The organism is Allobosea sp. P2_A10 (genome assembly GCF_056405115.1).
Genome location: NZ_JBFUCS010000003.1, coordinates 88,279 through 109,362, shown reverse-complemented (window position 1 = coordinate 109,362; position 21,084 = coordinate 88,279). Strand labels below are relative to the sequence as shown.

20 protein-coding genes are annotated in these 21,084 nt (G+C 67.1%); 16 read left to right on the top strand and 4 right to left on the bottom strand.

All coding sequences use genetic code 11. The annotated features are described in order from the left end of the window. Positions 1 to 4: 4 nt before the first annotated feature. From AC1DZY_RS06465 to eda, 7 genes are all read left to right on the top strand, one after another. Positions 5 to 298, top strand: coding sequence for a helix-turn-helix domain-containing protein (locus tag AC1DZY_RS06465; protein ID WP_476819265.1), 294 nt, complete (start codon positions 5 to 7; stop codon positions 296 to 298). Beyond that, positions 295 to 1,185 (top strand): nickel transporter permease, encoded by an 891-nt coding sequence (gene nikC, locus AC1DZY_RS06460; RefSeq protein WP_476819264.1) that lies wholly within the window; start codon positions 295 to 297, stop codon positions 1,183 to 1,185. Before AC1DZY_RS06465 ends, nikC begins: the two co-directional genes overlap by 4 nt. 2 nt (positions 1,186 to 1,187) lie before the next feature. Beyond that, the gene (locus AC1DZY_RS06455; protein ID WP_476819263.1) at positions 1,188 to 2,045 is read left to right on the top strand and encodes an ABC transporter ATP-binding protein; all 858 of its coding nucleotides are present in this window, start codon (positions 1,188 to 1,190) and stop codon (positions 2,043 to 2,045) included. Between the two features lie 11 nt (positions 2,046 to 2,056). Continuing rightward, positions 2,057 to 2,812, top strand: coding sequence for an ABC transporter ATP-binding protein (locus tag AC1DZY_RS06450; RefSeq protein ID WP_476819262.1), 756 nt, complete (start codon positions 2,057 to 2,059; stop codon positions 2,810 to 2,812). 115 nt (positions 2,813 to 2,927) lie between these two features. After that, positions 2,928 to 4,433 (top strand): glucose-6-phosphate dehydrogenase, encoded by a 1,506-nt coding sequence (gene zwf / locus AC1DZY_RS06445; protein WP_476819261.1) that lies wholly within the window; start codon positions 2,928 to 2,930, stop codon positions 4,431 to 4,433. Beyond that, positions 4,433 to 5,119 carry a 6-phosphogluconolactonase gene (locus AC1DZY_RS06440; protein WP_476819260.1) on the top strand — a complete coding sequence of 229 codons (687 nt, stop codon included), beginning with the start codon at positions 4,433 to 4,435 and terminating at the stop codon, positions 5,117 to 5,119. The genes zwf and AC1DZY_RS06440 overlap by 1 nt, the downstream gene beginning before the upstream one ends. Before the next feature lie 32 nt (positions 5,120 to 5,151). Continuing rightward, on the top strand, positions 5,152 to 5,796 hold the full coding sequence (eda, locus tag AC1DZY_RS06435; protein WP_476819259.1) for a bifunctional 4-hydroxy-2-oxoglutarate aldolase/2-dehydro-3-deoxy-phosphogluconate aldolase: 645 nt from the start codon (positions 5,152 to 5,154) through the stop codon (positions 5,794 to 5,796). Positions 5,797 to 5,799: 3 nt separating this feature from the next. Here eda and AC1DZY_RS06430 read toward each other — a convergent pair whose 3' ends face one another. After that, positions 5,800 to 6,906 carry an NAD(P)/FAD-dependent oxidoreductase gene (locus tag AC1DZY_RS06430; protein WP_476819258.1) on the bottom strand — a complete coding sequence of 369 codons (1,107 nt, stop codon included), beginning with the start codon at positions 6,904 to 6,906 and terminating at the stop codon, positions 5,800 to 5,802. Positions 6,907 to 6,922: 16 nt separating this feature from the next. After that, positions 6,923 to 8,095, bottom strand: a complete 1,173-nt coding sequence (locus tag AC1DZY_RS06425) for a M20 aminoacylase family protein (RefSeq protein WP_476819257.1) — start codon at positions 8,093 to 8,095, stop codon at positions 6,923 to 6,925. A 312-nt stretch (positions 8,096 to 8,407) separates the two neighbouring features. Between AC1DZY_RS06425 and AC1DZY_RS06420 the strand changes: the two genes are divergently transcribed. The 3 genes from AC1DZY_RS06420 (at position 8,408) to AC1DZY_RS06410 (ending at position 11,493) form a co-directional block, all read left to right on the top strand. Continuing rightward, the gene (locus tag AC1DZY_RS06420) at positions 8,408 to 9,463 is read left to right on the top strand and encodes a DUF2778 domain-containing protein (protein ID WP_476819256.1); all 1,056 of its coding nucleotides are present in this window, start codon (positions 8,408 to 8,410) and stop codon (positions 9,461 to 9,463) included. Between the two features lie 252 nt (positions 9,464 to 9,715). Beyond that, positions 9,716 to 9,937 (top strand): hypothetical protein, encoded by a 222-nt coding sequence (locus AC1DZY_RS06415; protein WP_476819255.1) that lies wholly within the window; start codon positions 9,716 to 9,718, stop codon positions 9,935 to 9,937. 236 nt (positions 9,938 to 10,173) lie between these two features. Then, on the top strand, positions 10,174 to 11,493 hold the full coding sequence (locus AC1DZY_RS06410; RefSeq protein WP_476819254.1) for a tetratricopeptide repeat protein: 1,320 nt from the start codon (positions 10,174 to 10,176) through the stop codon (positions 11,491 to 11,493). Positions 11,494 to 11,539: 46 nt separating this feature from the next. On the opposite strand, the gene AC1DZY_RS06405 is transcribed toward AC1DZY_RS06410, so the two are convergent. Then, a complete protein-coding gene (locus tag AC1DZY_RS06405; protein ID WP_476819253.1) occupies positions 11,540 to 12,508 on the bottom strand; it encodes a threonine ammonia-lyase in 969 nt (322 codons plus the stop codon). A 169-nt stretch (positions 12,509 to 12,677) separates the two neighbouring features. On the opposite strand from AC1DZY_RS06405, the gene argE reads away from it, so the two are divergent. The 6 genes from argE to AC1DZY_RS06375 all read left to right on the top strand — a co-directional run bounded on the left by argE (position 12,678) and on the right by AC1DZY_RS06375 (position 19,754). After that, positions 12,678 to 13,829 carry an acetylornithine deacetylase gene (gene argE / locus AC1DZY_RS06400; protein WP_476819252.1) on the top strand — a complete coding sequence of 384 codons (1,152 nt, stop codon included), beginning with the start codon at positions 12,678 to 12,680 and terminating at the stop codon, positions 13,827 to 13,829. A gap of 232 nt (positions 13,830 to 14,061) precedes the next feature. Continuing rightward, positions 14,062 to 15,651, top strand: coding sequence for an ABC transporter substrate-binding protein (locus AC1DZY_RS06395; protein WP_476819251.1), 1,590 nt, complete (start codon positions 14,062 to 14,064; stop codon positions 15,649 to 15,651). Positions 15,652 to 15,768: 117 nt separating this feature from the next. Beyond that, complete coding sequence (locus tag AC1DZY_RS06390; RefSeq protein ID WP_476819250.1) at positions 15,769 to 16,749, top strand: ABC transporter permease; 981 nt, start codon at positions 15,769 to 15,771, stop codon at positions 16,747 to 16,749. 16 nt (positions 16,750 to 16,765) lie between these two features. Then, positions 16,766 to 17,710, top strand: a complete 945-nt coding sequence (locus tag AC1DZY_RS06385) for an ABC transporter permease (protein WP_476819249.1) — start codon at positions 16,766 to 16,768, stop codon at positions 17,708 to 17,710. Positions 17,711 to 17,748: 38 nt separating this feature from the next. Continuing rightward, entirely contained in the window at positions 17,749 to 18,750 is a 1,002-nt protein-coding gene (locus AC1DZY_RS06380) for an ABC transporter ATP-binding protein (RefSeq protein ID WP_476819248.1), read from the top strand. Next, positions 18,747 to 19,754: an ABC transporter ATP-binding protein gene (locus AC1DZY_RS06375; RefSeq protein WP_476819247.1), complete on the top strand. Its 1,008-nt coding sequence runs from the start codon at positions 18,747 to 18,749 to the stop codon at positions 19,752 to 19,754. Before AC1DZY_RS06380 ends, AC1DZY_RS06375 begins: the two co-directional genes overlap by 4 nt. A 6-nt stretch (positions 19,755 to 19,760) precedes the next feature. Here AC1DZY_RS06375 and AC1DZY_RS06370 read toward each other — a convergent pair whose 3' ends face one another. Continuing rightward, a complete protein-coding gene (locus AC1DZY_RS06370; RefSeq protein ID WP_476819246.1) occupies positions 19,761 to 21,026 on the bottom strand; it encodes a peptide ABC transporter permease in 1,266 nt (421 codons plus the stop codon). Positions 21,027 to 21,084 lie beyond the last annotated feature (58 nt).

The following is a 21,084-nucleotide window of genomic DNA, read 5'->3' as shown; positions in this document are numbered from 1 at the left end:
GGTCTTGAGAGAAGGTCTTGAGAAAGGTCGCCTCGGGCAGTCGTTCGACGATTTCCTGAAGGAAGATGGCATCTACGAGGAGGTCACCGAGACCGCCGTCAAGCGAGTCATCGCCTGGCAACTCAGCGAAATCATGCAGGAGCAGAAAATCACTAAGGTCGAAATGGCGCGGCGCTTGGCCACCAGCAGAGCGCAACTGAACCGGCTGCTCGATCCCAACAACGATTCGGTCACGCTCGGCATGCTCTCGCGCGCCGCCAGAGCGGTGGGCCGCAACATTCGACTCGAGCTGGCATGAGCACCTGGACCGACTATCTCGTCACCGACTCACCAGCTTCGCGCGGACAGGCGCGGCTGGGCCAGCTCTACCGGCAATGGCTCGCCTTCAAGCGCAATCCGCTGGCGGTCGCCGGGCTCGTGATCGTCGTCGCGCTGCTGCTGGTCGCGGCCCTTGCGCCGGTGATCGCGCCCCATAATCCGCTGGCCCAGAACCTCGACCGGCGTCTGATGCCGCCTTCGGGTGTCAACTGGTTCGGCACGGATTCGCTCGGCCGCGACATCTTCAGCCGCATCGTCTACGGCGCGCGGGTGACGCTCGTCATCGTCGTCCTCGTCGTGATCTCGGTCGGACCGATCGGCCTCCTGATCGGCGCGACCTCGGGTTATCTCGGCGGCTGGGTCGACCGGCTGCTGATGCGCATCACCGACGTGTTCCTGGCGTTCCCGCGCCTCGTGCTGGCGCTGGCCTTCGTCGCCGCGCTCGGACCCGGGCTGGAGAACGCCGTCATCGCCATCGCCATTACCGCCTGGCCGCCCTATGCCCGCGTCGCCCGGGCGGAGACGCTGATCATCCGGCAGCAGGACTATATCGCCGCCGTCAGGCTGCAGGGCGCCTCGCAGTGGCGCATCGTCTGGAAGCATGTCGTGCCGATGTGCCTGCCCTCGCTGATCGTGCGCACCACGCTCGACATGGCCGGCATCATCCTGACTGCGGCTGGCCTCGGCTTCCTGGGCCTGGGCGCGCAGCCGCCGATCCCGGAATGGGGCGCGATGATCTCGGCCGGCCGCGAGCAGATCTTCGACCAGTGGTGGGTCGCGACCTTCCCGGGGCTGGCCATCTGCATCGTCGCGCTCGGCTTCAATCTGCTCGGCGACGGTCTGCGCGACGTCATGGACCAGAGGTGACCATGACAAGCGAAACGCCCTTGCTCGAACTCGACAATCTCCGCGTCAATTTTCACACCCCGACCGGCATTGTGCGCGCGGTCCGGGGCCTGTCCTTCACGCTGGGCCGCGAGCGGCTCGGCATCGTCGGCGAATCCGGCTCCGGCAAGTCGATGACGGGCCGCGCCATCCTCGACCTCATCCCCTATCCCGGCGAGGTGCTGGCCGATCGCATGGTCTATCGCGGCCAGGATCTGCTGACGATGGACAAGCGCACGCGCCGCAAGCTGCGCGGCCGCCACATCTCGATGGTGATGCAGGATCCGAAATTCTCGCTCAACCCGGTCCAGACCGTGGGCGAGCAGATCGCCGAGGCCTATCGCGTCCATCACAAGGCCAGCGCCAGGGAGGCGAGGGAGCGCAGCCTCGCCATGCTCGAGGCCGTACAGATCCGTGAGCCGGGGCGCGTCTACGAACTCTACCCGCACGAGGTCTCGGGCGGCATGGGCCAGCGCGTCATGATCGCGATGATGCTGATCGCCGAGCCCGACATCCTGATCGCGGACGAGCCGACCTCTGCGCTCGACGTCACCGTGCAGCTGCAGATCCTGAAAATCCTCGACGATCTCGTCACCAGCCGCGGCATGGGGCTGATCTTCATCAGCCACGACCTGCATCTGGTGCAGTCCTTCTGCGACCGCGTGATCGTGATGTATGGCGGCAAGGCGATGGAGACGCTGCCGGCCGCTGAGCTCGCCGACGAATCCGCGCGCGGTCGCCGCCACCCCTACACGCTGGGCCTGCTCGGCTGCCTGCCCGATCTCGACCACCCCCGCGAGAAGCTCTCGACCCTCAACCGCGATCCGGCATGGCTGGCATGAGCGGGACCGACATGCCCACGCAACCCGCCATCATCATCGACAAGCTCAACGTCTCCTTCGGCGATTCGCATGTCGTGAAAGACCTCTCCTTCACCGTGCAGCCCGGCGAGAGCTACGGCATCGTCGGCGAGTCCGGCTCGGGCAAATCGACCGTGCTGCGTGTTCTCGCCGGCCTCAACCGGGAATGGAGCGGCGATGTCGCGATCCTGGGCGAGAGCCAGCCCAAGATCCGGAACAAGGCCTTTCACCGCGCCGCCCAGATGGTCTTCCAGGACCCCTACGGCTCGCTCCATCCCAAGAAGACCGTCGATGATGCGCTGGCCGAGCCGCTGGCGATCCACGGGATTCGTGATGCCGAGGCCAAAATCGCCCGGGCCATGGCCGAGGTCGGGCTGCCGTCTTCGTTCCGGTTCCGCTACCCGCACCAGCTTTCGGGCGGCCAGCGCCAGCGCGTCGCGATCGCCCGCGCGCTCGTGCTGGAGCCGACGATCCTGCTGCTGGACGAGCCGACCTCGGCGCTCGACGTCTCGATCCAGGCCGAGGTCCTGAACCTGCTGCAGGCGCTGCGCCATGAACGCAAGCTCACCTACATCCTCGTCAGCCACGATCTCGCCGTGGTCGCGCATATGTGCGAGCGCCTGCTCGTGATGCAGTTCGGGCGCGGCGTCGAGGAGATGACCTCCGCCACACTCGCGGCCCGCAGCCCGCAGACCGCCTACGCCCAGCAATTGCTAACCGCGAGCGAGGGCTTCAGGCGCGCCGGCTGACGGGGCAGTGCGGCCTTGCCGCCAAAGCGTTTGGCAAGATCCCTGCGAGGTCTCATTCTCGTCGCAGGCTTGCCTTCAACTCGACAGCCGCCTGACCGTCACGGAGCCCAATCCCATGGATGCCATCGCCGACCGCGCCCCGAGACTGGAGGCCGCGCCCGAGCGCACGCCAGTGCCGACCTTCGATCTCGTGATTTTCGGCGCCAGCGGCGATCTCGCCTTGCGCAAGCTGTTTCCGGCGCTGGCCCAGCGCAACCGGGAGGGCGTCTTCTCGGAGGACAGCCGCATCCTCGCCATGGTCCGCAAGGAGGAGGATGTCGAGGGTCTGCCCAAGCAGGTTGCCAAGCGCCTCAAGGAGGAAGGGCTCGGCCCTGAGCAGATCGCGGATTTCCTGCGCCGCCTCACCATGGTGCAGGCCGATGCGCTGAAGCCCGAGACTTTCAAGGCGCTTAAGAAGGCGCTCGGCGACACCGACCGCGTCCGCTCCTTCTATCTCTCGACGCCGCCGGACCTCTTCATCCCGATCTGCCAGAACCTCGACAAGGCCGGCATCCTGACGCCGACCTCGCGCATCATTCTGGAGAAGCCGCTCGGGCGCGATCTGGCTTCGGCGCGCGAGATCAACGACGCCGTCGCCGCCATCCTCCCGGAAGACCGGACCTACCGGATCGACCATTACCTCGGCAAGGAGACGGTGCAGAACCTGCTGGTGCTGCGCTTCGCCAACACGCTGTTCGAGCGCTCCTGGTCGAGCCGCGACATCGACAACGTCCAGATCACGGTGGCCGAGACGGTCGGGCTGGAGACCCGCGCCGGCTATTACGACAAGGCCGGCCACATGCGCGACATGGTGCAGAACCATCTCATGCAACTGCTCACGCTTTTTGCCATCGAGCCGCCCAACATGCTGGAGGCCGGCGCAGTTCGCGACGAGAAGATCAAGGTGCTGAAGGCGCTGCGCCCGATCGTCGGCCCCGACGTCCAGCGCTACACCGTGCGCGGGCAATATGGTCCCGGCCAGATGGATGGCCAGCGCGTGCGCGGCTACGCCGACGAACTCGGCCATGCCAGCAACACCGAGACCTTCGTCGCCCTGCGCTGCGAGATCGACACCTGGCGCTGGGCCGGCGTCCCGATCTATCTGCGCACCGGCAAGCGCATGGCGCAGCGCTATTCCGAGATTGCGGTGACCTTCAAGCCGGTGCCGCACTCGATCTTCGGCGGCGGCAGCTGCGACAGGCTCGACGCCAACCGCCTCGTCATCCGGCTCCAGCCCAATGACGGCGTCCAGCTCCAGCTGATGATGAAGGTGCCGGGTTCGGGCAAACTCAAGATCGTGCCGCGCCAGCTCGATCTGCGTTATTCGACCGCCTTCGACGAGCGCACGCCCGATGCCTATGAACGCCTGCTCACCGACGTCATCCGGGGCGACCAGACCCTGTTCATGCATCGCGACGAGGTCGAGCAGGCCTGGGCCTGGATCGATCCGATCATTGCCGGCTGGCAGGACTATGCCCCCCATCCGCATCGCTACACGGCGGGTTCGTGGGGGCCGTCCCAGGCGATCGGCCTGATCGAGCGGGAGGGCCGCTCATGGGCCGATCCGGAGGACCTGATCTGATGTCGACGGCCGCAGGCCCGCTGGTCTGGCATCGCTTCGAGACGCTGCACGATGCGTCCGAGGCGCTGGCCGAGGCGGTCGCGATCCGGCTCCGGGTTCTGCTGGATACGCAAGGGCGGGCTCTGCTCTGCGTGCCGGGAGGGACCACGCCGGCGCGGTTCCTGGCAAGTCTCGGCGACCATGATCTCGCCTGGGACAAGGTCACGCTGCTGCCGACCGACGAGCGTTTCGTCGCGCCAGACGACGTGGCCTCGAACGAGCGGATGATCCGCGAGAATTTCGCGCCGCTGCTGGACGGGCGCGCCGCTTTCCTGAGCTTTCACGGCTATGGCAGCGATATCGAGGCGGCTGCCTCGACCTTGGGCGGTGTGCTGTCGGCGCTGCCGCCGATCGACCTCCTGGTCTGCGGCATGGGAACGGATGGCCACATCGCCTCGCTCTTCCCCGGTGGCGCGCCTGTGGCTGGCGGCGATGGCGACGTCGTTATGGCTCGTCCGCCGGGCCTGCCGCCGCGCCTGTCATTGTCCGCCGGCCGGCTCGCCGGTGTCGGCTGGGCCTGTCTGCTCGCGGCCGGCGGCGTCAAGGAAGCCGTGCTGAAGGCAGCGCCTGAGCGTGCCGTGGCGCTTCCCGTCGATCTGCTGCTGGAGCGGCCGCAGGGGCTCGACGTGTACTGGGCGAAGGCTTAAGCGGGCGCGAGGCCTTTGAGGAGTTGCGACCCATGTCGAATGAACCGGAAATCGCGCGGCTTGCCGCCTGCGGCGTCGTGCCGGTGGTGGTGATCGAGGATGCGCATCTGGCGGCCCCGCTGGCGCGCGCGCTGCTGGCAGGTGGCATCGATGTGATCGAGGTCACCTTGCGCCGCCCCGCCGCCATGGCCGCTCTGGAAACGATTGCGCGCGAGGTGCCGGAAATCCTGAGCGTGGCCGGCACCGTCGTCACGCCGGGCCAGGTCACCGAGGTCAAGGATGCCGGCGCGCAGGCCGTCGTCAGTCCCGGTTTCTCCGAGGCCGTGGACGACGCCATGCGCGCTGCTGGATTACCCTGGCTGCCTGGCGTCGCCACGGCGTCCGATTGCATGCGCGCGGTCGCGGCCGGGCGGCTCACCTGCAAGTTCTTCCCCGCCGAGCAGGCTGGCGGCACGGCGGCGCTGAAGGCGCTGTCGGGCCCGTTTCCGCAGATGAAATTCTGCCCGACCGGCGGCGTCGGCCTGAACAATCTCGCCGATTATCTCGCCCTCAAGCAGGTCATCTGCGTCGGCGGCTCCTGGCTCGTGCCGGCCGACGCCATCGCCAACCGCGACTGGTCGCGCGTCACGCAACTGGCGAAGGAAGCCCGCGAGCGGGTCGCGGCGTTGCGAGGTTGACGCTCACGCCGCTAGCCGCTGCACCACCATCTCGGCGATCGCCAGCGAACTCGTCAGCCCTGGACTCTCGATCCCGAGCAGGTTGACGAGGCCGGGCACGCCATGCGCGGCCGGGCCATCGATGCGGAAATCCGGCATCGGCTCGCTCTGCGAATGCAGCTTGGGCCGGATGCCGGCATAGTCGGCGACGAGCGCGCCGTCGGGCAGCGCCGGCCAATAGGTGCGGATCGCGGCGTAGAATTTGTCCGCACGGGCCGGATCGACGATCAGGTCCTGGTCGTGCGCGACCCATTCGACATCAGGCCCGAACTTGACCCGGCCGGCCATGTCGATCGTCGCGTGAATGCCCAAGCCCGCCGCTTCGGGAACCGGATAGACCAGATGCGAAAACGGCTGCTTGCCGAGCAGCGAGAAGTAGTTGCCCTTGGCGTAGTGCTGCACCGGGACATGGGCCGCCGGGAAACCTTCGAGCTTGCCGAGCAGTTTCGGCGCGCCATGGCCGGCCGAGTTCACCACGGTCCGCACCGAATAGGTCGCAGGCTCCTCGCCGCCGAAATCGACGCTGAACCCCTCGGCCTCGCGTCGCCAGCCGGCGATCGGCGTGTTCAGCGCGAGCGACCCTCCAGCCGCCTCGCATTCGCCGAGCAGCGACAGCATCAGCGCGTGGCTGTCGACCACGCCGGTCTCGGGCGAGAGCAGGGCGATCTCGCAGCGCACCTCGGGCTCGCGGGCCCTGGCCTCGTCGGCGTCGACCCAGCGCAGCGTCTCGACGCCCGACGCCGTGGCTCGCGCCATGATCGTCTCCAGCGCCGGCCGCTGGCTGGCCGAGGTCGCGACGATCAGCTTGCCGCAGGCCTTGTGGGGCAGGCCGCGCTGACGCAGGTAGGGGTACAGCAGCCTGCGGCCTTCGACGCAGACCTTCGCCTTCAGCGAGCCCGGCGGATAGTAGATGCCGGCATGGATGACCTCGCTGTTGCGCGCCGAGGTCTGCGTGCCGATGCCCTCAGCAGCCTCGGCGATCACGACCTCGCGGCCAGCCAGCGCCAGCGCTCGCGCGGTCGCGAGGCCGACGACGCCGGCCCCGATCACAAGGCAATCGATATCGCTCATCCGTGCGCCGACGCTCTCACGCGTGCTGCGGCATGGCGATCTCGACCAGGCTCGCCCAATAGGTCACGCCGACCGGAATCGCCGCATCATTGAACTCGTAGGCCGGATGATGGAGCCCTGCGGAATCGCCGTTGCCCATCATGATGTAGGCGCCCGGCCGCTCCTCCAGCATGTAGGAGAAGTCCTCCGAGCCCATCGTCGGCGGGATTTCGGTGTCGATCGAATCCTTGCCGAAGATGCTTTTGGCGGCGCTGGTCACGAAATCGGTCTGGCCGGCATGGTTGAAGGTCACAGGATAGCCGCGGTCGTAATCGACGGTCGCGACCAGGCCGAAGGAGAGCGCGACGCCGGCTGCGATCTCGCGGAAGCGCTTCTCGGCGAGGTCGCGCATGTCGGGCGAAAGCGTGCGCACCGTGCCCTTGATCTCGGCGGTCTGCGGAATGACGTTGAACGCCTCGCCCGCCTTCACCGCCGTCACCGAGATGACGAGCGACTCCATCGGATCGGCATTGCGCGAGACGATGGTCTGCAGCGCGGTGACCAGATGACATGCCGCGATCAGCGGATCGACCGTGTCGTGGGGCTTGGCGGCGTGGCCGCCACGGCCCTCGAAGGTGACCAGGAATTTGTCGGCGGCCGCCATCATCGCGCCCTTGCGGATCGCGAACTGGCCGATCGGAAGGCCAGGCATGTTGTGCAGGCCGTAGACCTCCTGCACGCCGAAGCGCTCCATCAGACCGTCCTTGCACATTTCCTTGCCGCCGGCGCCGCCTTCTTCGGCCGGCTGGAAGATCACGATCGCGGTGCCGTCGAAATCGCGGGTCTCGGCGAGGTATTTTGCCGCGCCCAGCAGCATGGCGGTGTGTCCGTCATGGCCGCAGGCGTGCATCTTTCCCGGCACGGTCGAGCGGTGCTCGAGATTGGTCTCCTCATGGATCGGCAGCGCGTCCATGTCGGCGCGCAGGCCGATGACCTTGCCCGAGCCCTGGCCCTTGCCACGGATCACGCCGACGACGCCGGTGCGGCCGATGCCGGTGACGACCTCGTCGACACCCCAGGCCTTCAGCTTCTCGGCGACGACGCCGGCGGTGCGGCCGACATCGAACAGCAGTTCGGGATGACGATGAAAGTCGCGGCGGATCGCGGAAATTTCGGGGGCGAGCGCGGCGATGAGTTCGGATTTGGGCATCGGATCCTCGATGGGAAGGCGGCGGCATGGTCCGCGGGAAACGGGTTGCCAAGCCTGCAAGCTAGCGCGGGACGCTGGCCCCTGTCCAAGCCGATTGCGGCATGAGGGGGCGGAAGTGGCGGAATGGCTTCCTGCAAGCGCCATGAAGCAGCGCCGATTCATCGGCGATTAACCAAAACGCGGTCTTATAAAGGCAGGACGAGTTTTGGGGCTTCCATCACAGTCAGGCGCAACGAGCGGCCCCCATTTGCGCGGGGCGGCGTTTAGGTCTGCCGGGGCGGCGGCGCGTATCCGAGTATCCGAGAGTGCGTCATGAGTAACCCGATCGGCAGGCGAAGCGGCGGCTTTTCGCAGTCCCGCATCAGACGCCGCCGCAGTCATTTCTCCCGCAGGATCATCGCCGTCGTCGCGCTGGGCTTGGGCGCGGCCGCTGCCGTCTCGCTGTGGGATCTGCCGGATTCCAAGCCCGCCACATCGGAGCCGGATCGGAAGGCCACACCCGTCATCATCGCTGCGGCGAATGCTTACGAGCCGCTGCTCGATTCCGGCTACTCGCTTGGTCATGCGCCGCAGGGCTTCGGCCGCAGCACCCCGCTCGGGGCGGAGTTCCTGCCGTCGACGCCAGCCGAGATCGCAGCCCCCCATCCGCCGGTCCGCGCGGTCGAGCCGAAGCCCGCGCCGATGCCGCCCGATGCGTCGCAGCTTGTCCAGAATGCACCGCTGCCGATGCCGCGCCCGCCCGGCCTGCGCTCTCCGACTGCGCCGGAGCGCCCCGCGATCGCCAGCCCGCAGCCGTCCCAGCGCCGCGTGAAGACGGTCGCCGTTCCCGCAACGCCGGCCGATAATCGCTCCTTCTTCGAGAAGCTGTTTGGCGTCCGGCGTTCGCCGGGCGAGGCGCTCGCCTATGCCGCGCCGCAGGACGATGTCGTCGACGCCGGTCGCGGGCGGCGCCTGAGCCCGCTGCCCTCGACGCCGCTCGCCTCGGCGGCGCGGACGGCGGTCTACGACATCAGCGCCCGCGTGGTGCACATGCCCAATGGCGACAAGCTCGAGGCTCATTCCGGCCTCGGCGACAAGCTCGACGACCCCCGCTTCGCCCATGTCCGCATGCAGGGCGTGACCCCGCCCCATGTCTACGACCTGACCGAGCGCGAGGCGCTGTTCCACGGCGTCAGGGCGCTCAGGCTCAACCCCGTCGGCGGCAGCGGCGCGATCCATGGCCGCGCCGGGCTGCTCGCCCACACCTATCTGCTCGGCCCCAACGGCGATTCCAACGGCTGCGTGTCGTTCAGGGACTACGACAAGTTCCTGCAGGCCTTTCTCCGGGGCGAAGTCCGGCGGCTCGTGGTCGTCGCGAAGATGGGGTGAGCTGGCGGGGCGCCGCGTCGTCTCGTTCCTTCTCCTATCCGGGTTCGCACGAGACCCCCGACGTGGAACCCTATCCCGGAGGGACAGGGGTTCTTCCAGTGCCATTTTCGTCATCGTCGGGCTTGTCCCGGCCATCCACGTCTTGCGTCGCTGTCGAGGAGCGAAGCCGGGTGATCATGCTCGCTGACGCCGTCACATGGCGGCGGCATTCCGACCGTGCTATCGCGCCTGGCCAGCGGAAAGTCCGATATCATGAGCGACAGCAAGGCCTTTCAGATCGAAGTCACCTCGCCGTCCCGGGCCGGGCGGCAGGTCTTCTTCGTCGAGGCGGCGTCCGAGGATGCGGCACTGACGGCTCTCGCGCTGCATCCGGCGCTGCCGCCGGAATCCGCCCTCAAGCTCCAGCGCCGCCTGAGCGATTCGGAGCTCGATCTCCACCAGATCGGGACAGACGATATCGTGCAGTGGGTTTAGGGATTGCGCCGACAGGACAGGCGACAGGGCGGATTTAGCCCCGTTGCCGAGCGCGATCTCCGCATGGCTCGAGCCGTCGCTTTTTCTTGCCGCGGCTATGATGCCAGAATCGTCATTCTGGCGACGCCGGCGAACTGTGCCTTCGACGCGATGATGTAAAGTGTCGAATTGCAACGACGGACGACCATGCGCAGAGAGCGATAACCGTATTGTCCGTGACGGCTCCGGGACGTTCGATGACCCAATATGACCGACGAGATTTGCCCATCTCTACAACGTCCGAGGTGGCGGCGGAGCGCTACCGCGAGGGCGTCGATCTTCTCATGGCGGCTTGGCCAGGCGCGGAGGCGACGCTTGATCAGGCCATCGCGGCCGATCCGGATTTTGCGCTGGCCTACGCGGCAAGGGCGCGGCTGCACGCTATCCGTGGCGAGGCGGGGGCCGCGAAGGCTGCGATCACCGTGGCGACTGAACTGGCCGAACGCAATGGCACTGCGCGCGAGCGGAGCCATGCGGCGGTGCTGGCGCTTGCAGTCACCGGTCAATCCGCGAAGGCTCTAGGCGCTGCGTTCGCCCATAACGACATGTGGCCGCGCGATGCTCTCATCCTGTCGCTGCCGCTTGGCGCCTTTGGCCTCCTGGCCTTCTCGGGCTTGCCAGATCATGATCAGGCCAGGGTCGATCTTGTCGAGCGGCATGCGGCGAGCTTCTCGGACGATGATTGGTGGTTCCTGACCTATCGCGGCTGGTCCCATACCGAGAACGGCTCCGTCGCGCATGGCCGCAAGCTGACGGAGCGCGGTCTTCTCAGCCGCCGCCAGAATGCAAATGGGGCTCACGCGCTGTCGCACGCCATGTTCGAGCAGGGCGCTGGAGAAGAGGCGGAAGCACTGATTGCCGACTGGCTGCCGATCTATGAGCGCTCGGGCATTTTGCACGGGCACATCGCCTGGCATGCCGCGCTCGCGGCGCTGGAGCGCGACGATCCCGGGCAGGCGCTCGCGATCTATACCGAGCATGTCCAGCCCGCTGTCACCAAAGGCGTACCGATCAACGTCATCACGGACAGCGTGTCGTTGCTTTGGCGTCTTCAGGCTTACGGCTATGACGTTCCGGCGGGACTGTGGGAAGCGGCAGGCGCCTATTCCTCCAACTACTTCGGCAAGGCCGGCTTCTCGTTCGCTGACGCTCATATGGGTTTGCTGGCGGCGGCGACCGGAAACACGGTGGCGGCGACGGAGCGCATCGAGGAGCTGACCAGGCTTGTCGAGGCGGGCACTCTCGCGGCCGGGCCTGTCGTCCCGGCGATCTGTCGCGCGGCGCTGGCCTTTGCCGAGGCCGATTATGCGGGCTGCGTCCGTATCCTTGAGCCGGTCGCGGCCGAGGTCGTCCGCATCGGCGGCAGCAACGCTCAGCGCGAGGTGATAGAGGATACGCTGCTTCAGGCGCTGATCCGGAGCGGTGAAACGGCGAAGGCTAGGGTGCTGCTCGACCGCCGCCTGCACCGCCGGCCTTCGCTGCGGGATACGCGCTGGCGCGGCCTGCTCGCCGCGTAGGCCTTCGCGGAACTACTTTTCGCGAGCGAGCCTGGACTGGCGGCCTCTAAACCCCGAACCGCTCCCGCCACGCGGCGATATCCTCCAGCGCGACGTTCGAGCCGCAGAGCACCAGCCCCACGCGCTCGCCAGGCTTGAACATGTCCTTCCGCGCCATCGCCGCCGCGACGACGCAGGCCGCCGCCGGCTCCAGCAGGACGCGCCCGTTCTGCAGCACCCAGACGAGTTCGCGCACCGCCTCGGCGTCCGGCACCACGACGATCTCCTCGAGGAACTGGCGCGCGGCGGCCATGGTGCGCTCGGTGGCGAAGGGCGCGTTCAGCGTGCGCGCGATCGAGGTCGCGCGCAGCGGCACCGGCTTTCCCGCCGCCAGCGCCTGCGTCATCGTGGTCGCGCCTTCCGTCTCGACGCCATGGATGCGGACGGCCGGATCGAGCCCCTTCAGCGCCGCGCCGACGCCGGCCGCAAAGCCGCCGCCGCCAATCGAGATGAAGACGTGGTCGAGCCGCCCGCCGGCGTCGCTCGACAGCTCCAGCCCCAGCGTGCCGTGCCCGGCGATGATAGCGGGGTCATCGAAGGAATGGATGTTGGTCATGCCTTGGGCGGCGTAGGCGTCGGCCTTGGCGAAGGCCTCGATCGCGTCCTCGCAGAGTTCGACCTCGCCGCCGGCGCCTTTCGTCAGCGCGATGTTCAGCGCCGCGACATCCTTCGGCATCAGGACGAGCGCGCGCGCGCCCATCGCGCTGGCGACCATCGAGACGGCGATGGCGTGGTTGCCGCCCGAGACCGTGACGACGCCGCGCTTCAGCTCGGCCTCGCTCATCGACATCAGCTTGTTGAAGCAGCCGCGCACCTTGAAGGAGCCGGCGAGCTGCAGGGATTCGACCTTGACGACGGTCTCGAAGCCGAGCCGGGCCGAGAGGCCGGCGCTGTGATAGGTCGGCGTGCGCCGGACCTTGCCGCTGATGCGGGTGGCTGCGGCCTGGATGTCGGCAAGCGTGACGTCGAAATTCATGAGCCTTGAGCCTTCTGCTGGGTCGCTGCTCTTATAAGCGAGGTTTGAGCCGGCGCGAGCCCGCCTTCGCGCAAGCCGGTCAGGCGCTGCCGAGTTGACCTTGCGCGTCAACGGCATAGCCTGCGGCACGAAACCTGCCTGCCGCCGTGGCTTTTGGAGACTGAAAAACGTGACGCTGACGCCCAAGGAGATGCTTGCCAAACTGGTTTCGTTCAACACCGAATCGCAACGCAGCAATCTCGACCTGATCCATTTCTGCCGCGACTATCTCGCAAGCCTCGGCGTCGAGAGCACGCTGGTGCCGAGCGAAGACGGCCAGAAGGCCAATCTCTACGCCACGATCGGCCCGAAGGTGGACGGCGGCGTCGTGCTCTCGGGCCATACCGACGTGGTGCCGGTCGCCGGCCAGGACTGGACCTCCGATCCCTGGACGCTGACCGAACGCGACGGCAAGCTCTACGGCCGCGGAACCTGCGACATGAAGGGTTTTGATGCCATCTCGCTCGCGCTCGTCCCGGAGATGCTGGCCGCACCGCTGAAGCGCCCGGTCCATATCGCGCTGTCCTATGACGAGGAGGTCGGCTGCCTCGGCGCGCGCATCCTCGCCAAGGCGATGACGGCGGCCGGGCTGAAGCCTTCGGCCGTGATCGTCGGCGAGCCCTCGATGATGCAGGTCGTCACCGGCCACAAGGGCGGCACGCGGTTGAAGACCACCGTGCGGGGTCATGCCGTGCATTCCAGCCGCGTCGATGTCGGCGTGCCCGCCGTGATGGTCGCGGGCCGGCTGATCGCCTGGCATGACGAGGTCATGTCCGAGAACAGGGCGAACGCCAGGAACGACAATCCCTTCGAGCCGCCCTACACCACGCTGCATGTCGGCGTCGTCCACGGCGGCACGGCGGTCAACATTACCGCAGAGCACTGCGCCTTCAGCCACGAGGTCCGCGTCATCCCCGGCGAGGAGCACATCAACTATGTCGAGCTCTACAAGGCAAAGGTCGCCGAGCTGGAGGCGCAGATGAAGGCGATCGCTCCGGCATCGGGCATCGATGTCGAGGTCACCTCCTTCACCCCGCCGCTCGGGCCCGAGATGAACGGCGAGGCGGAAGCCCTGTCGCGCCGGCTCACCGGCGACAATGGCAGCCATGTCGTCGCCTACGGCACCGAGGGCGGGCTGTTCCAGGCCGAGGGCTGGTCGACCGTGGTCTGCGGCCCCGGCGACATCGCCCAGGCCCACCAGCCCGACGAGTTCATCACGATCGCCCAGCTCGATGCCGGCGCGGCCTTCGTGCGCGGCGTGATCGCGGAGCTGTCGCGCTGAGGCGCGGCAACAGGATTGCGCTTGCGCGCGGCGCCCCCCGCCTGTTTCGTGGGCGCCGCGTGGAGGTTCCCGAAATAAAGTTCGATTTGGAACAAAATCTGGCGCGGGCATGTAGACGGACGACCCGTCTGCTCAATAATCTCCTATAGTGCAGGCGGTCGGCGCAATATCGTTCGCCCCGCCGGAGCCGCTCTCGCGTAGAGCGGGCGTCAACCATCTGGGAGCATCGACCATGTCCTTCAAGACGACCTGCCTGGCCGCCGTGGCGATGCTCGCATTGACCTGCGGGACGCTTCAGGCCCAGACGCTGCGCTACGCCAACCAGGGCGAGCTCAAATCGCTCGATCCCTACACCGTCAACGAGACGACGACGCACGCCCATCTCGGCCATCCCTATGAAGGGCTGATCCGGCGCGGCAAGAATCTCGAAATCCTGCCCGGCCTCGCCGAAAAATGGGAGGTCTCCGCCGACGGGCTGACCTGGCGGTTCTTCCTGCGCAAAGGCGTCAAGTTCCATGGCGGCGAGGATTTCACCGCCGACGACGTGGTGTTCTCGGCCGACCGTTCGCGTGCGCCCGGCTCCAACGTGCAGACCCGCGTCCCGACCTCCGCCAAGGTCGTCAAGATCGACGATCACACGGTCGATTTCATCCTGACCTCGCCCAACCCGATCCTGAACTACCAGTGGGACACCTGGTACATCATGTCGAAGAAGTGGGCGGAGGCGAACAACTCGACCGCCCCGACACCCGCCAGCGCCACGACGCCGACCTTCGCCTCGCTCAACGCCAACGGCACTGGCGCGTTCAAGGTCGAGAGCCACCAGCCCGGCGTGAAGACCGTCTACAAGGTCAACGAGAACTGGTGGAACAAGAGCCCGGAGCACAATCTCAAGGAAATCATCTTCACCCCGATCGCCTCGGACGCCACCCGCGTTGCGGCGCTGCTCTCGGGCGAGGTCGATGTCATCGAGCCGGTTCCGGTGCAGGACATCCAGCGCGTCAACAGCGCGGCCAACGTCCAGGTGCTGACGGGGCCGGAGCTGCGCACGATCTTCCTCGGCATGGATCAGGTCCGCGACCAGCTCGTCGAATCGAGCGTCAAGGGCAAGAACCCCTTCAAGGACATCAAGGTCCGGCAGGCTTTCTATCAGGCGATCGATATCGAGACGATCAAGACCCGCGTCATGCGCGGCCTCTCGACGCCGTCGCCGCTGATGATCGCGCCCGAGCTGTTCTCCAACGCCGGTTTCACCCGCGCCAAATTCGACTCGGCCGCCGCCAAGAAGCTGCTGACGGAAGCCGGCTATCCCGACGGCTTCGAGGTCGGCATGGACTGCCCCAATGACCGCTACGTCAATGACGGCGCGATCTGCCAGGCGGTCGTCGGCATGCTCGCCCGCATCGGCGTCAAGGTGAACCTCAACGCCCAGCCCAAGGGCCAGTATTTCGGCAAGGTGCTGAAGCCCGGCGGCTACAACACCTCGTTCTACCTGCTCGGCTGGACGCCCGGCACCAGCGACGCCCACAACGTGCTGTTCGACATCCTCGGCTGCCGCGACAACCCCGCCTCCTCGCGCGGCGAATCCAACGTCGGTGGCTATTGCAACAAGAAGGTCGACGCTCTGACCGACAAGATCCTGGTCGAGGCCGACAAGGCCAAGCGCGACGCCATGATCAAGGAAGCCTTCCAGATCGTGATCGACGATTTCGGCTACATCCCGCTGCACCAGCAGGCTTTGGCCTGGGGTGTGTCGAAGAAGGTCAAGCTCTCCCAGCGCGCCGACAACGCCGTGAACTTCCAGTACGCGACGAAGGAGTGAGCGGGTGCAGCGTCATTCTCGGGCTTGACCCGATAATCTCATGACCAGAATGCACCGGTGTCGGAGATGGTCGGCTCAAGCCCGACCATGACGGCTCGGTAGCAACCCAAGGCGTCCATGCTCGCTTTCATCCTGCGCCGGCTGTTCCAGTCGCTCATCGTCATGCTCGCCGTGGCGCTGATCGCGTTCGCGATGTTCCGCTTCGTCGGCGATCCGGTGAACCAGATCGTCTCGATCGATACGCCGCAGGCGCAGGTCGCCGAAATCCGGCGCTCGCTCGGGCTCGACGACCCGTTCCTCGTCCAGTTCGCGCGCTACGTCTACAACGCCGCCCGCCTCGAATTCGGCATCTCCTACCAGTTCCGCCTGCCGGTGATCTCGCTCTTGGGCGAGCGCGCGCCCGCCACGCTGGAGCTCGCGCTGATGTCGGCGCTGTTCTCGCTCGCGGTCGGCATTCCCATGGGCGTCTACACCGCGCTGAAGCGCGAAAGTCCGCTGGCGAAACTCTTCCAGGCGGTCTCGCTCATCGGCATCAGCCTGCCAACCTTCCTGATCGGCATCCTGCTGATCTACCTGTTCTCGGTGACGCTGGGCTGGCTGCCCTCCTTCGGGCGCGGCGAGGTCGTCAAGCTCGGCAATTGGTGGACGACCGGGCTTCTGACCGCCTCGGGCCTCAAGGCGCTGATCCTGCCCTCGATCACGCTGGGCCTGTTCCAGATGACGCTGATCATGCGGCTGGTGCGCGCCGAGATGCTGGAGGTCTTGCGCGCCGACTACATCAAGTTCGCCCGGGCGCGTGGCCTGAAGACCCGCACCGTCCATTTCGGCCATGCGCTGAAGAACACGCTGGTGCCGGTCATTACCATCGCCGGCCTGCAACTCGGCTCGATCATTGCCTTCGCCATCATTACCGAGACGGTGTTCCAGTGGCCGGGCATGGGCCAGCTCTTCCTGCGCTCGGTGCAGAACGTCGATATTCCGGTGATGGCGGCCTATCTGATCATGATCTCGTTCCTGTTCGTCTCGATCAACCTGATCGTCGACCTGCTCTACGCCATGGTCGATCCGCGCCTGCGCGCGACTGTCGGCGCGCATTGAGCGGGGAGGGGACGACATGACCATCGCCAAGCCCCCGAGCGAAAAGGCTCCCACCCGCTGGGAGCGCTTTCGCGACAGCGACATCCTCGCCAGCTTCCTGAAGTCGAAGGTGACGATGGTCGCCGCGCTCGTCGTGCTGATCCTGTTCATCGGCGCGGCGTTCTCGCCTTGGCTCGCGCCGACCAACCCGTTCGACCCGGCGACGGTGTTCCTGGCCGATTCGATGATCCCGCCAGCCTGGCAGGATGGCGGCGAGGCCCGCTTCGTGCTGGGCACCGACGATCAGGGCCGCGACCTCTATTCCGCGATCCTCTACGGCATGCGCGTCTCGCTCGTCGTCGGCGGGCTCGGCTGCATTCTCGCGGCCTCGATCGGCATCACGCTGGGCCTGCTCGCGGGCTATCTCGGCGGCCGCACCGACGCGATCATCATGCGCATCGCCGATGTCCAGCTCACCTTCCCGGCGATCCTGATTGCGCTCCTGATCGACGGCGTCGTGCGTGGCATCTTCAAGAACGCCTCGCGCGAGGACACGGCGATCTACGTGCTGGTGATCTCGATCGGCCTGAGTTTCTGGGTGCAGTACGCCCGCACCATTCGCGGCTCGACGCTGGTCGAGCGCAACAAGGACTACGTCATGGCGGCACGGCTCGTCGGCCTGCCCGCGCCGCTGATCATGCTGCGCCATATCCTGCCCAACGTCATCGGGCCGGTGCTGGTCATCCTGACGATCAATCTCGGCCTTGCGGTCATCACCGAGGCGACCCTGTCGTTCCTCGGCGTCGGCCTGCCGGCGACGCAGCCCTCGCTGGGCACGCTGATCTCGATCGGCAACAAGTACCTGTTCTCCGGCGACTGGTGGATCGTCGCTTTCCCCGGCATCACGCTGGCGGCGCTCGTCCTGGCTGTGAACCTGCTCGGCGACTGGCTGCGCGACGCGCTCAATCCGAGGCTGAGGTGAGAGATGGTTGCCTGCCGACGCCCATGGCCGTTTCCGCGATGACTGATCCCGTCCTTTCGGTCCGCGACCTCACCGTCGAGTTCGTGACGCGGCGCGCCACCTTGCGCGCGCTCGATGCGATCTCGTTCGACATCGCGCGCGGCGAGGTGCTCGGCGTCGTCGGCGAATCAGGTGCGGGGAAATCCGTCACCGGCTCGGCGATCATCGGGCTGATCGACCCTCCCGGCCGCATCGCTGGCGGAGAGGTCCTGCTCTCTGGGCAGCGCATCGACAACCTGCCGCCCGACGCGATGCGGAAGGTGCGCGGAAAGCGCATCGGCATGATCTTCCAGGATCCGCTGACCAGCCTGAACCCGCTCTATCGCGTCGGCGAGCAGTTGATCGAAACGATCCGGACCCATACCGACCTCAACGCCACCGATGCCCGCAAGCGCGCCATCGCGCTTCTCGACGAAGTCGGCATCCCCGCGCCCGAGCGCCGCATCGACGGCTATCCGCACGAGTTCTCCGGCGGCATGAGGCAGCGAGTGGTGATTGCGCTGGCGCTCTGCGCCGAGCCTGAGTTCATCATCGCCGACGAACCGACGACGGCGCTCGACGTCTCCGTGCAGGCGCAGATCATCGCGCTGATCAAGCGGCTCTGCGCCGAGCGCGGCACCTCGGTCATGCTGGTCACCCACGATATGGGCGTCATCGCCGAGACGGCCGACCGGGTCGCGGTGATGTATGCCGGGCGCATCGCCGAGATCGGGCCGGTGCGCGAGGTGGTGAAAGAGCCCCTGCATCCCTACGCAAGGGGGCTGATGGGCGCGATTCCCTCGCTCGAGGGCGAGACCGACCGGCTCGTGCAGATTCCAGGCTCCATGCCGCGCCTCTCGGCGATCCCGAAGGGCTGCGCCTTCAATCCCCGCTGCGGCCAGGTCTTCGCACGCTGCCATGTCGAGCGCCCGGAACTGATCGCGGTCGGCGACCGCAAGGTCGCCTGCCATCTCTACGATGCGTCCCAATCCTCGCGTGACAAGCCGGAGATCGCGGCGTGAGCCAGAGCCCTCCCGAACGGCCGTTCATCGAGGTGCGCGATCTGCGCCGCGTCTTCGACGTCTCGAAGCCCTGGCTCAACCGCGTGCTGGAGCAGGCGCCGCGGCAATATCTCAAGGCGGTCGATGGCGTTTCCTTCGACATCCGCCGCGGCGAGACCTTCGCGCTCGTGGGCGAGTCCGGCTCGGGCAAGTCGACGGTGGCGCGCATGGTGGTGGGCCTGCTGCCGCCCTCGGGAGGCACGGTCGCGATCGCCGGAATCTCGATGAACGACGTCAATGTCGCGCAGGAGCGCCAGCGTCTGCGGCGGCGCATCCAGATGATCTTTCAGGACCCTTACGCTTCGCTCAATCCGCGCTGGCGCGTCGGAAGGATCATCGCCGAGCCGATCCGCGCCTTCGACATCGTCCAGGGCGAAGCCGACATCGCCGACCGGGTCGGCGAATTGCTGACGCTCGTCGGCCTGCACCCCGACGACGCGAAGAAGTTTCCGCACGAATTCTCCGGCGGCCAGCGCCAGCGCATCGCGATCGCCCGCGCGCTTGCCTCCAACGCCGAGTTCATCGTCTGCGATGAGCCGACCTCGGCGCTCGACGTCTCCGTGCAGGCCCAGATCCTCAACCTGATGCGCGACCTGCAGCAGAAATTCGGCCTGACCTACCTGTTCATCTCGCACAATCTCGCGGTCGTCAGGCACATGGCGACGCGCATCGGCGTGATGTATCTCGGACGCCTCGTCGAGGTCTCGGACGGCAAGCAGCTCTTCTCGAACCCGCGCCACCCCTACACCCGCATGCTGCTCGACGCGGTGCCCGACCTTGCCATGGCCGGCAAGGCGCGCGAGGGCGTGAAGGGCGAAATCCCCAACCCGATCTCCCCGCCTTCGGGCTGCACCTTCCATCCGCGCTGCCCGCTGGTCTTCGAGCGCTGCCGTGTCGAGAACCCGCTTGTGATCGACGGGGTCGCCTGCCATGCGGTCAACGAGGGCCGCGTCGCGGCGGCCTGAACCGCCTCAGACGCTGTTCGTCGGCGCGGCCGGCCGATCGGTCTTGCGCCGGTTATGCGCTTGCGGCTCCGACAGCGGGGCGACCGGCCGTTCGGTGCGGTACTGTCCGCGCGCGATGGCGGTGAAGAGCAGCGCGACGGCCGCCAGCGTCATCAGCCACCAGGGTTGCAGCGTAGCGAAACCCAGCGCCGTCAGGGCGAACGCAGTGGTATAGGCGGCGACGCCGCCGGCCGCGAGCGCGCCCTGCATTCGGCCTGCCGCGCGAATGGCGAAGTAAAGGCAGATCGAGGCGGCGGCTGCACCGACGATTCCCAGTTCGTACCAGGTCTCGAACAGCAGCGTCGTCGGCGTCGTCTGAGGCAGCGCGCCGGTCACCCGGCCACGCAGCACGGTGTCGAGCCCATGCCCGGTGACGAGTTGGACCGGCTCGCGGCTGACGACATCGGCCCAGACGCCGAGCGCCAGCACGAAATCGCCGGCGCTCTCGGGAAAGCGCGACACGATCGGGATCAGCAGGAAGGGCAGGATCGGCGCGAGCAGCATCACGCCGGCGATGACGGCGGCAATGATCGGAACGGCCTTGTCGCGGTTGGCCGTGACAGCGCCGAACGCCGCCGCGCCGCAGATCATCGCGACCGCCTCGCCATCCTCGAAGCGCGTCAACGCGAGCATGCCGACGAGAAGCGCCAGCCCCAGCGCGCTCAAGCCGCGTGCGCGCGACAGCAGCCAGGCCAGCGCCGGCCAGGCCATGATCAGCACGACGCTGACGCCGCGCTCCACGCTGCCGACCTCGACCTCCGAGCGACGAAGCGCCGCAAAGACGATCAGCGCCAGCGCGAAAATTGCCGCAAGCCCGGTGCCCAGCGCGGCGAGATTGAGGTTGGAGGCGCGCATGCGTTCGGGCAGCGCCGCCGTGCCGCAGAACCCGAGCGCCACCGCCAGCACGAGATTGCCGGCCTTTTCCGTCGCCGATGTCGTGTAGGGGCTCCAGATCAGCGAGAGCACGGCCCAGCCGACGAGCCCGAGCAGGATCAGCCCCGGCCGGCTCGTCAAGGCGCGCTTCAGCGTGCCGGTGAACCAGCCCGGCTCCTCCACCAGCGACGATATCACCAGCAGGATCACCCCGATCGGCACCAGCACGACGGCGGCGCGGCGAGACACCAGCGAGGCCACCGGCAGCGCGAGCGCGAGTGTGGCGAAGCCGATGCGGCGCAGCAGCACGGCTGCGTCGGCGGCAGGGTCGAGCGGGCCTTGGGCGTTGCGGCGGATCATCAGGGCAAACCGGCAGGGTTCGCCCGGAAAAAGCGCCGGACAATCAACCCCTTCCAAC

Excerpts from the sequence above, each read along its gene's own strand:
- nikC (WP_476819264.1), top strand. The coding sequence starts at position 295 with ATGAGCACCTGGACCGACTATCTCGTCACCGACTCACCAGCTTCGCGC.
- AC1DZY_RS06455 (WP_476819263.1), top strand. The coding sequence starts at position 1,188 with ATGACAAGCGAAACGCCCTTGCTCGAACTCGACAATCTCCGCGTCAAT.
- AC1DZY_RS06450 (WP_476819262.1), top strand. The coding sequence starts at position 2,057 with ATGCCCACGCAACCCGCCATCATCATCGACAAGCTCAACGTCTCCTTC.
- zwf (WP_476819261.1), top strand. The coding sequence starts at position 2,928 with ATGGATGCCATCGCCGACCGCGCCCCGAGACTGGAGGCCGCGCCCGAG.
- AC1DZY_RS06440 (WP_476819260.1), top strand. The coding sequence starts at position 4,433 with ATGTCGACGGCCGCAGGCCCGCTGGTCTGGCATCGCTTCGAGACGCTG.
- eda (WP_476819259.1), top strand. The coding sequence starts at position 5,152 with ATGTCGAATGAACCGGAAATCGCGCGGCTTGCCGCCTGCGGCGTCGTG.
- AC1DZY_RS06430 (WP_476819258.1), bottom strand. The coding sequence starts at position 6,906 with ATGAGCGATATCGATTGCCTTGTGATCGGGGCCGGCGTCGTCGGCCTC.
- AC1DZY_RS06425 (WP_476819257.1), bottom strand. The coding sequence starts at position 8,095 with ATGCCCAAATCCGAACTCATCGCCGCGCTCGCCCCCGAAATTTCCGCG.
- AC1DZY_RS06420 (WP_476819256.1), top strand. The coding sequence starts at position 8,408 with ATGAGTAACCCGATCGGCAGGCGAAGCGGCGGCTTTTCGCAGTCCCGC.
- AC1DZY_RS06415 (WP_476819255.1), top strand. The coding sequence starts at position 9,716 with ATGAGCGACAGCAAGGCCTTTCAGATCGAAGTCACCTCGCCGTCCCGG.
- AC1DZY_RS06410 (WP_476819254.1), top strand. The coding sequence starts at position 10,174 with ATGACCCAATATGACCGACGAGATTTGCCCATCTCTACAACGTCCGAG.
- AC1DZY_RS06405 (WP_476819253.1), bottom strand. The coding sequence starts at position 12,508 with ATGAATTTCGACGTCACGCTTGCCGACATCCAGGCCGCAGCCACCCGC.
- AC1DZY_RS06395 (WP_476819251.1), top strand. The coding sequence starts at position 14,062 with ATGTCCTTCAAGACGACCTGCCTGGCCGCCGTGGCGATGCTCGCATTG.
- AC1DZY_RS06390 (WP_476819250.1), top strand. The coding sequence starts at position 15,769 with ATGCTCGCTTTCATCCTGCGCCGGCTGTTCCAGTCGCTCATCGTCATG.
- AC1DZY_RS06385 (WP_476819249.1), top strand. The coding sequence starts at position 16,766 with ATGACCATCGCCAAGCCCCCGAGCGAAAAGGCTCCCACCCGCTGGGAG.
- AC1DZY_RS06380 (WP_476819248.1), top strand. The coding sequence starts at position 17,749 with ATGACTGATCCCGTCCTTTCGGTCCGCGACCTCACCGTCGAGTTCGTG.
- AC1DZY_RS06370 (WP_476819246.1), bottom strand. The coding sequence starts at position 21,026 with ATGATCCGCCGCAACGCCCAAGGCCCGCTCGACCCTGCCGCCGACGCA.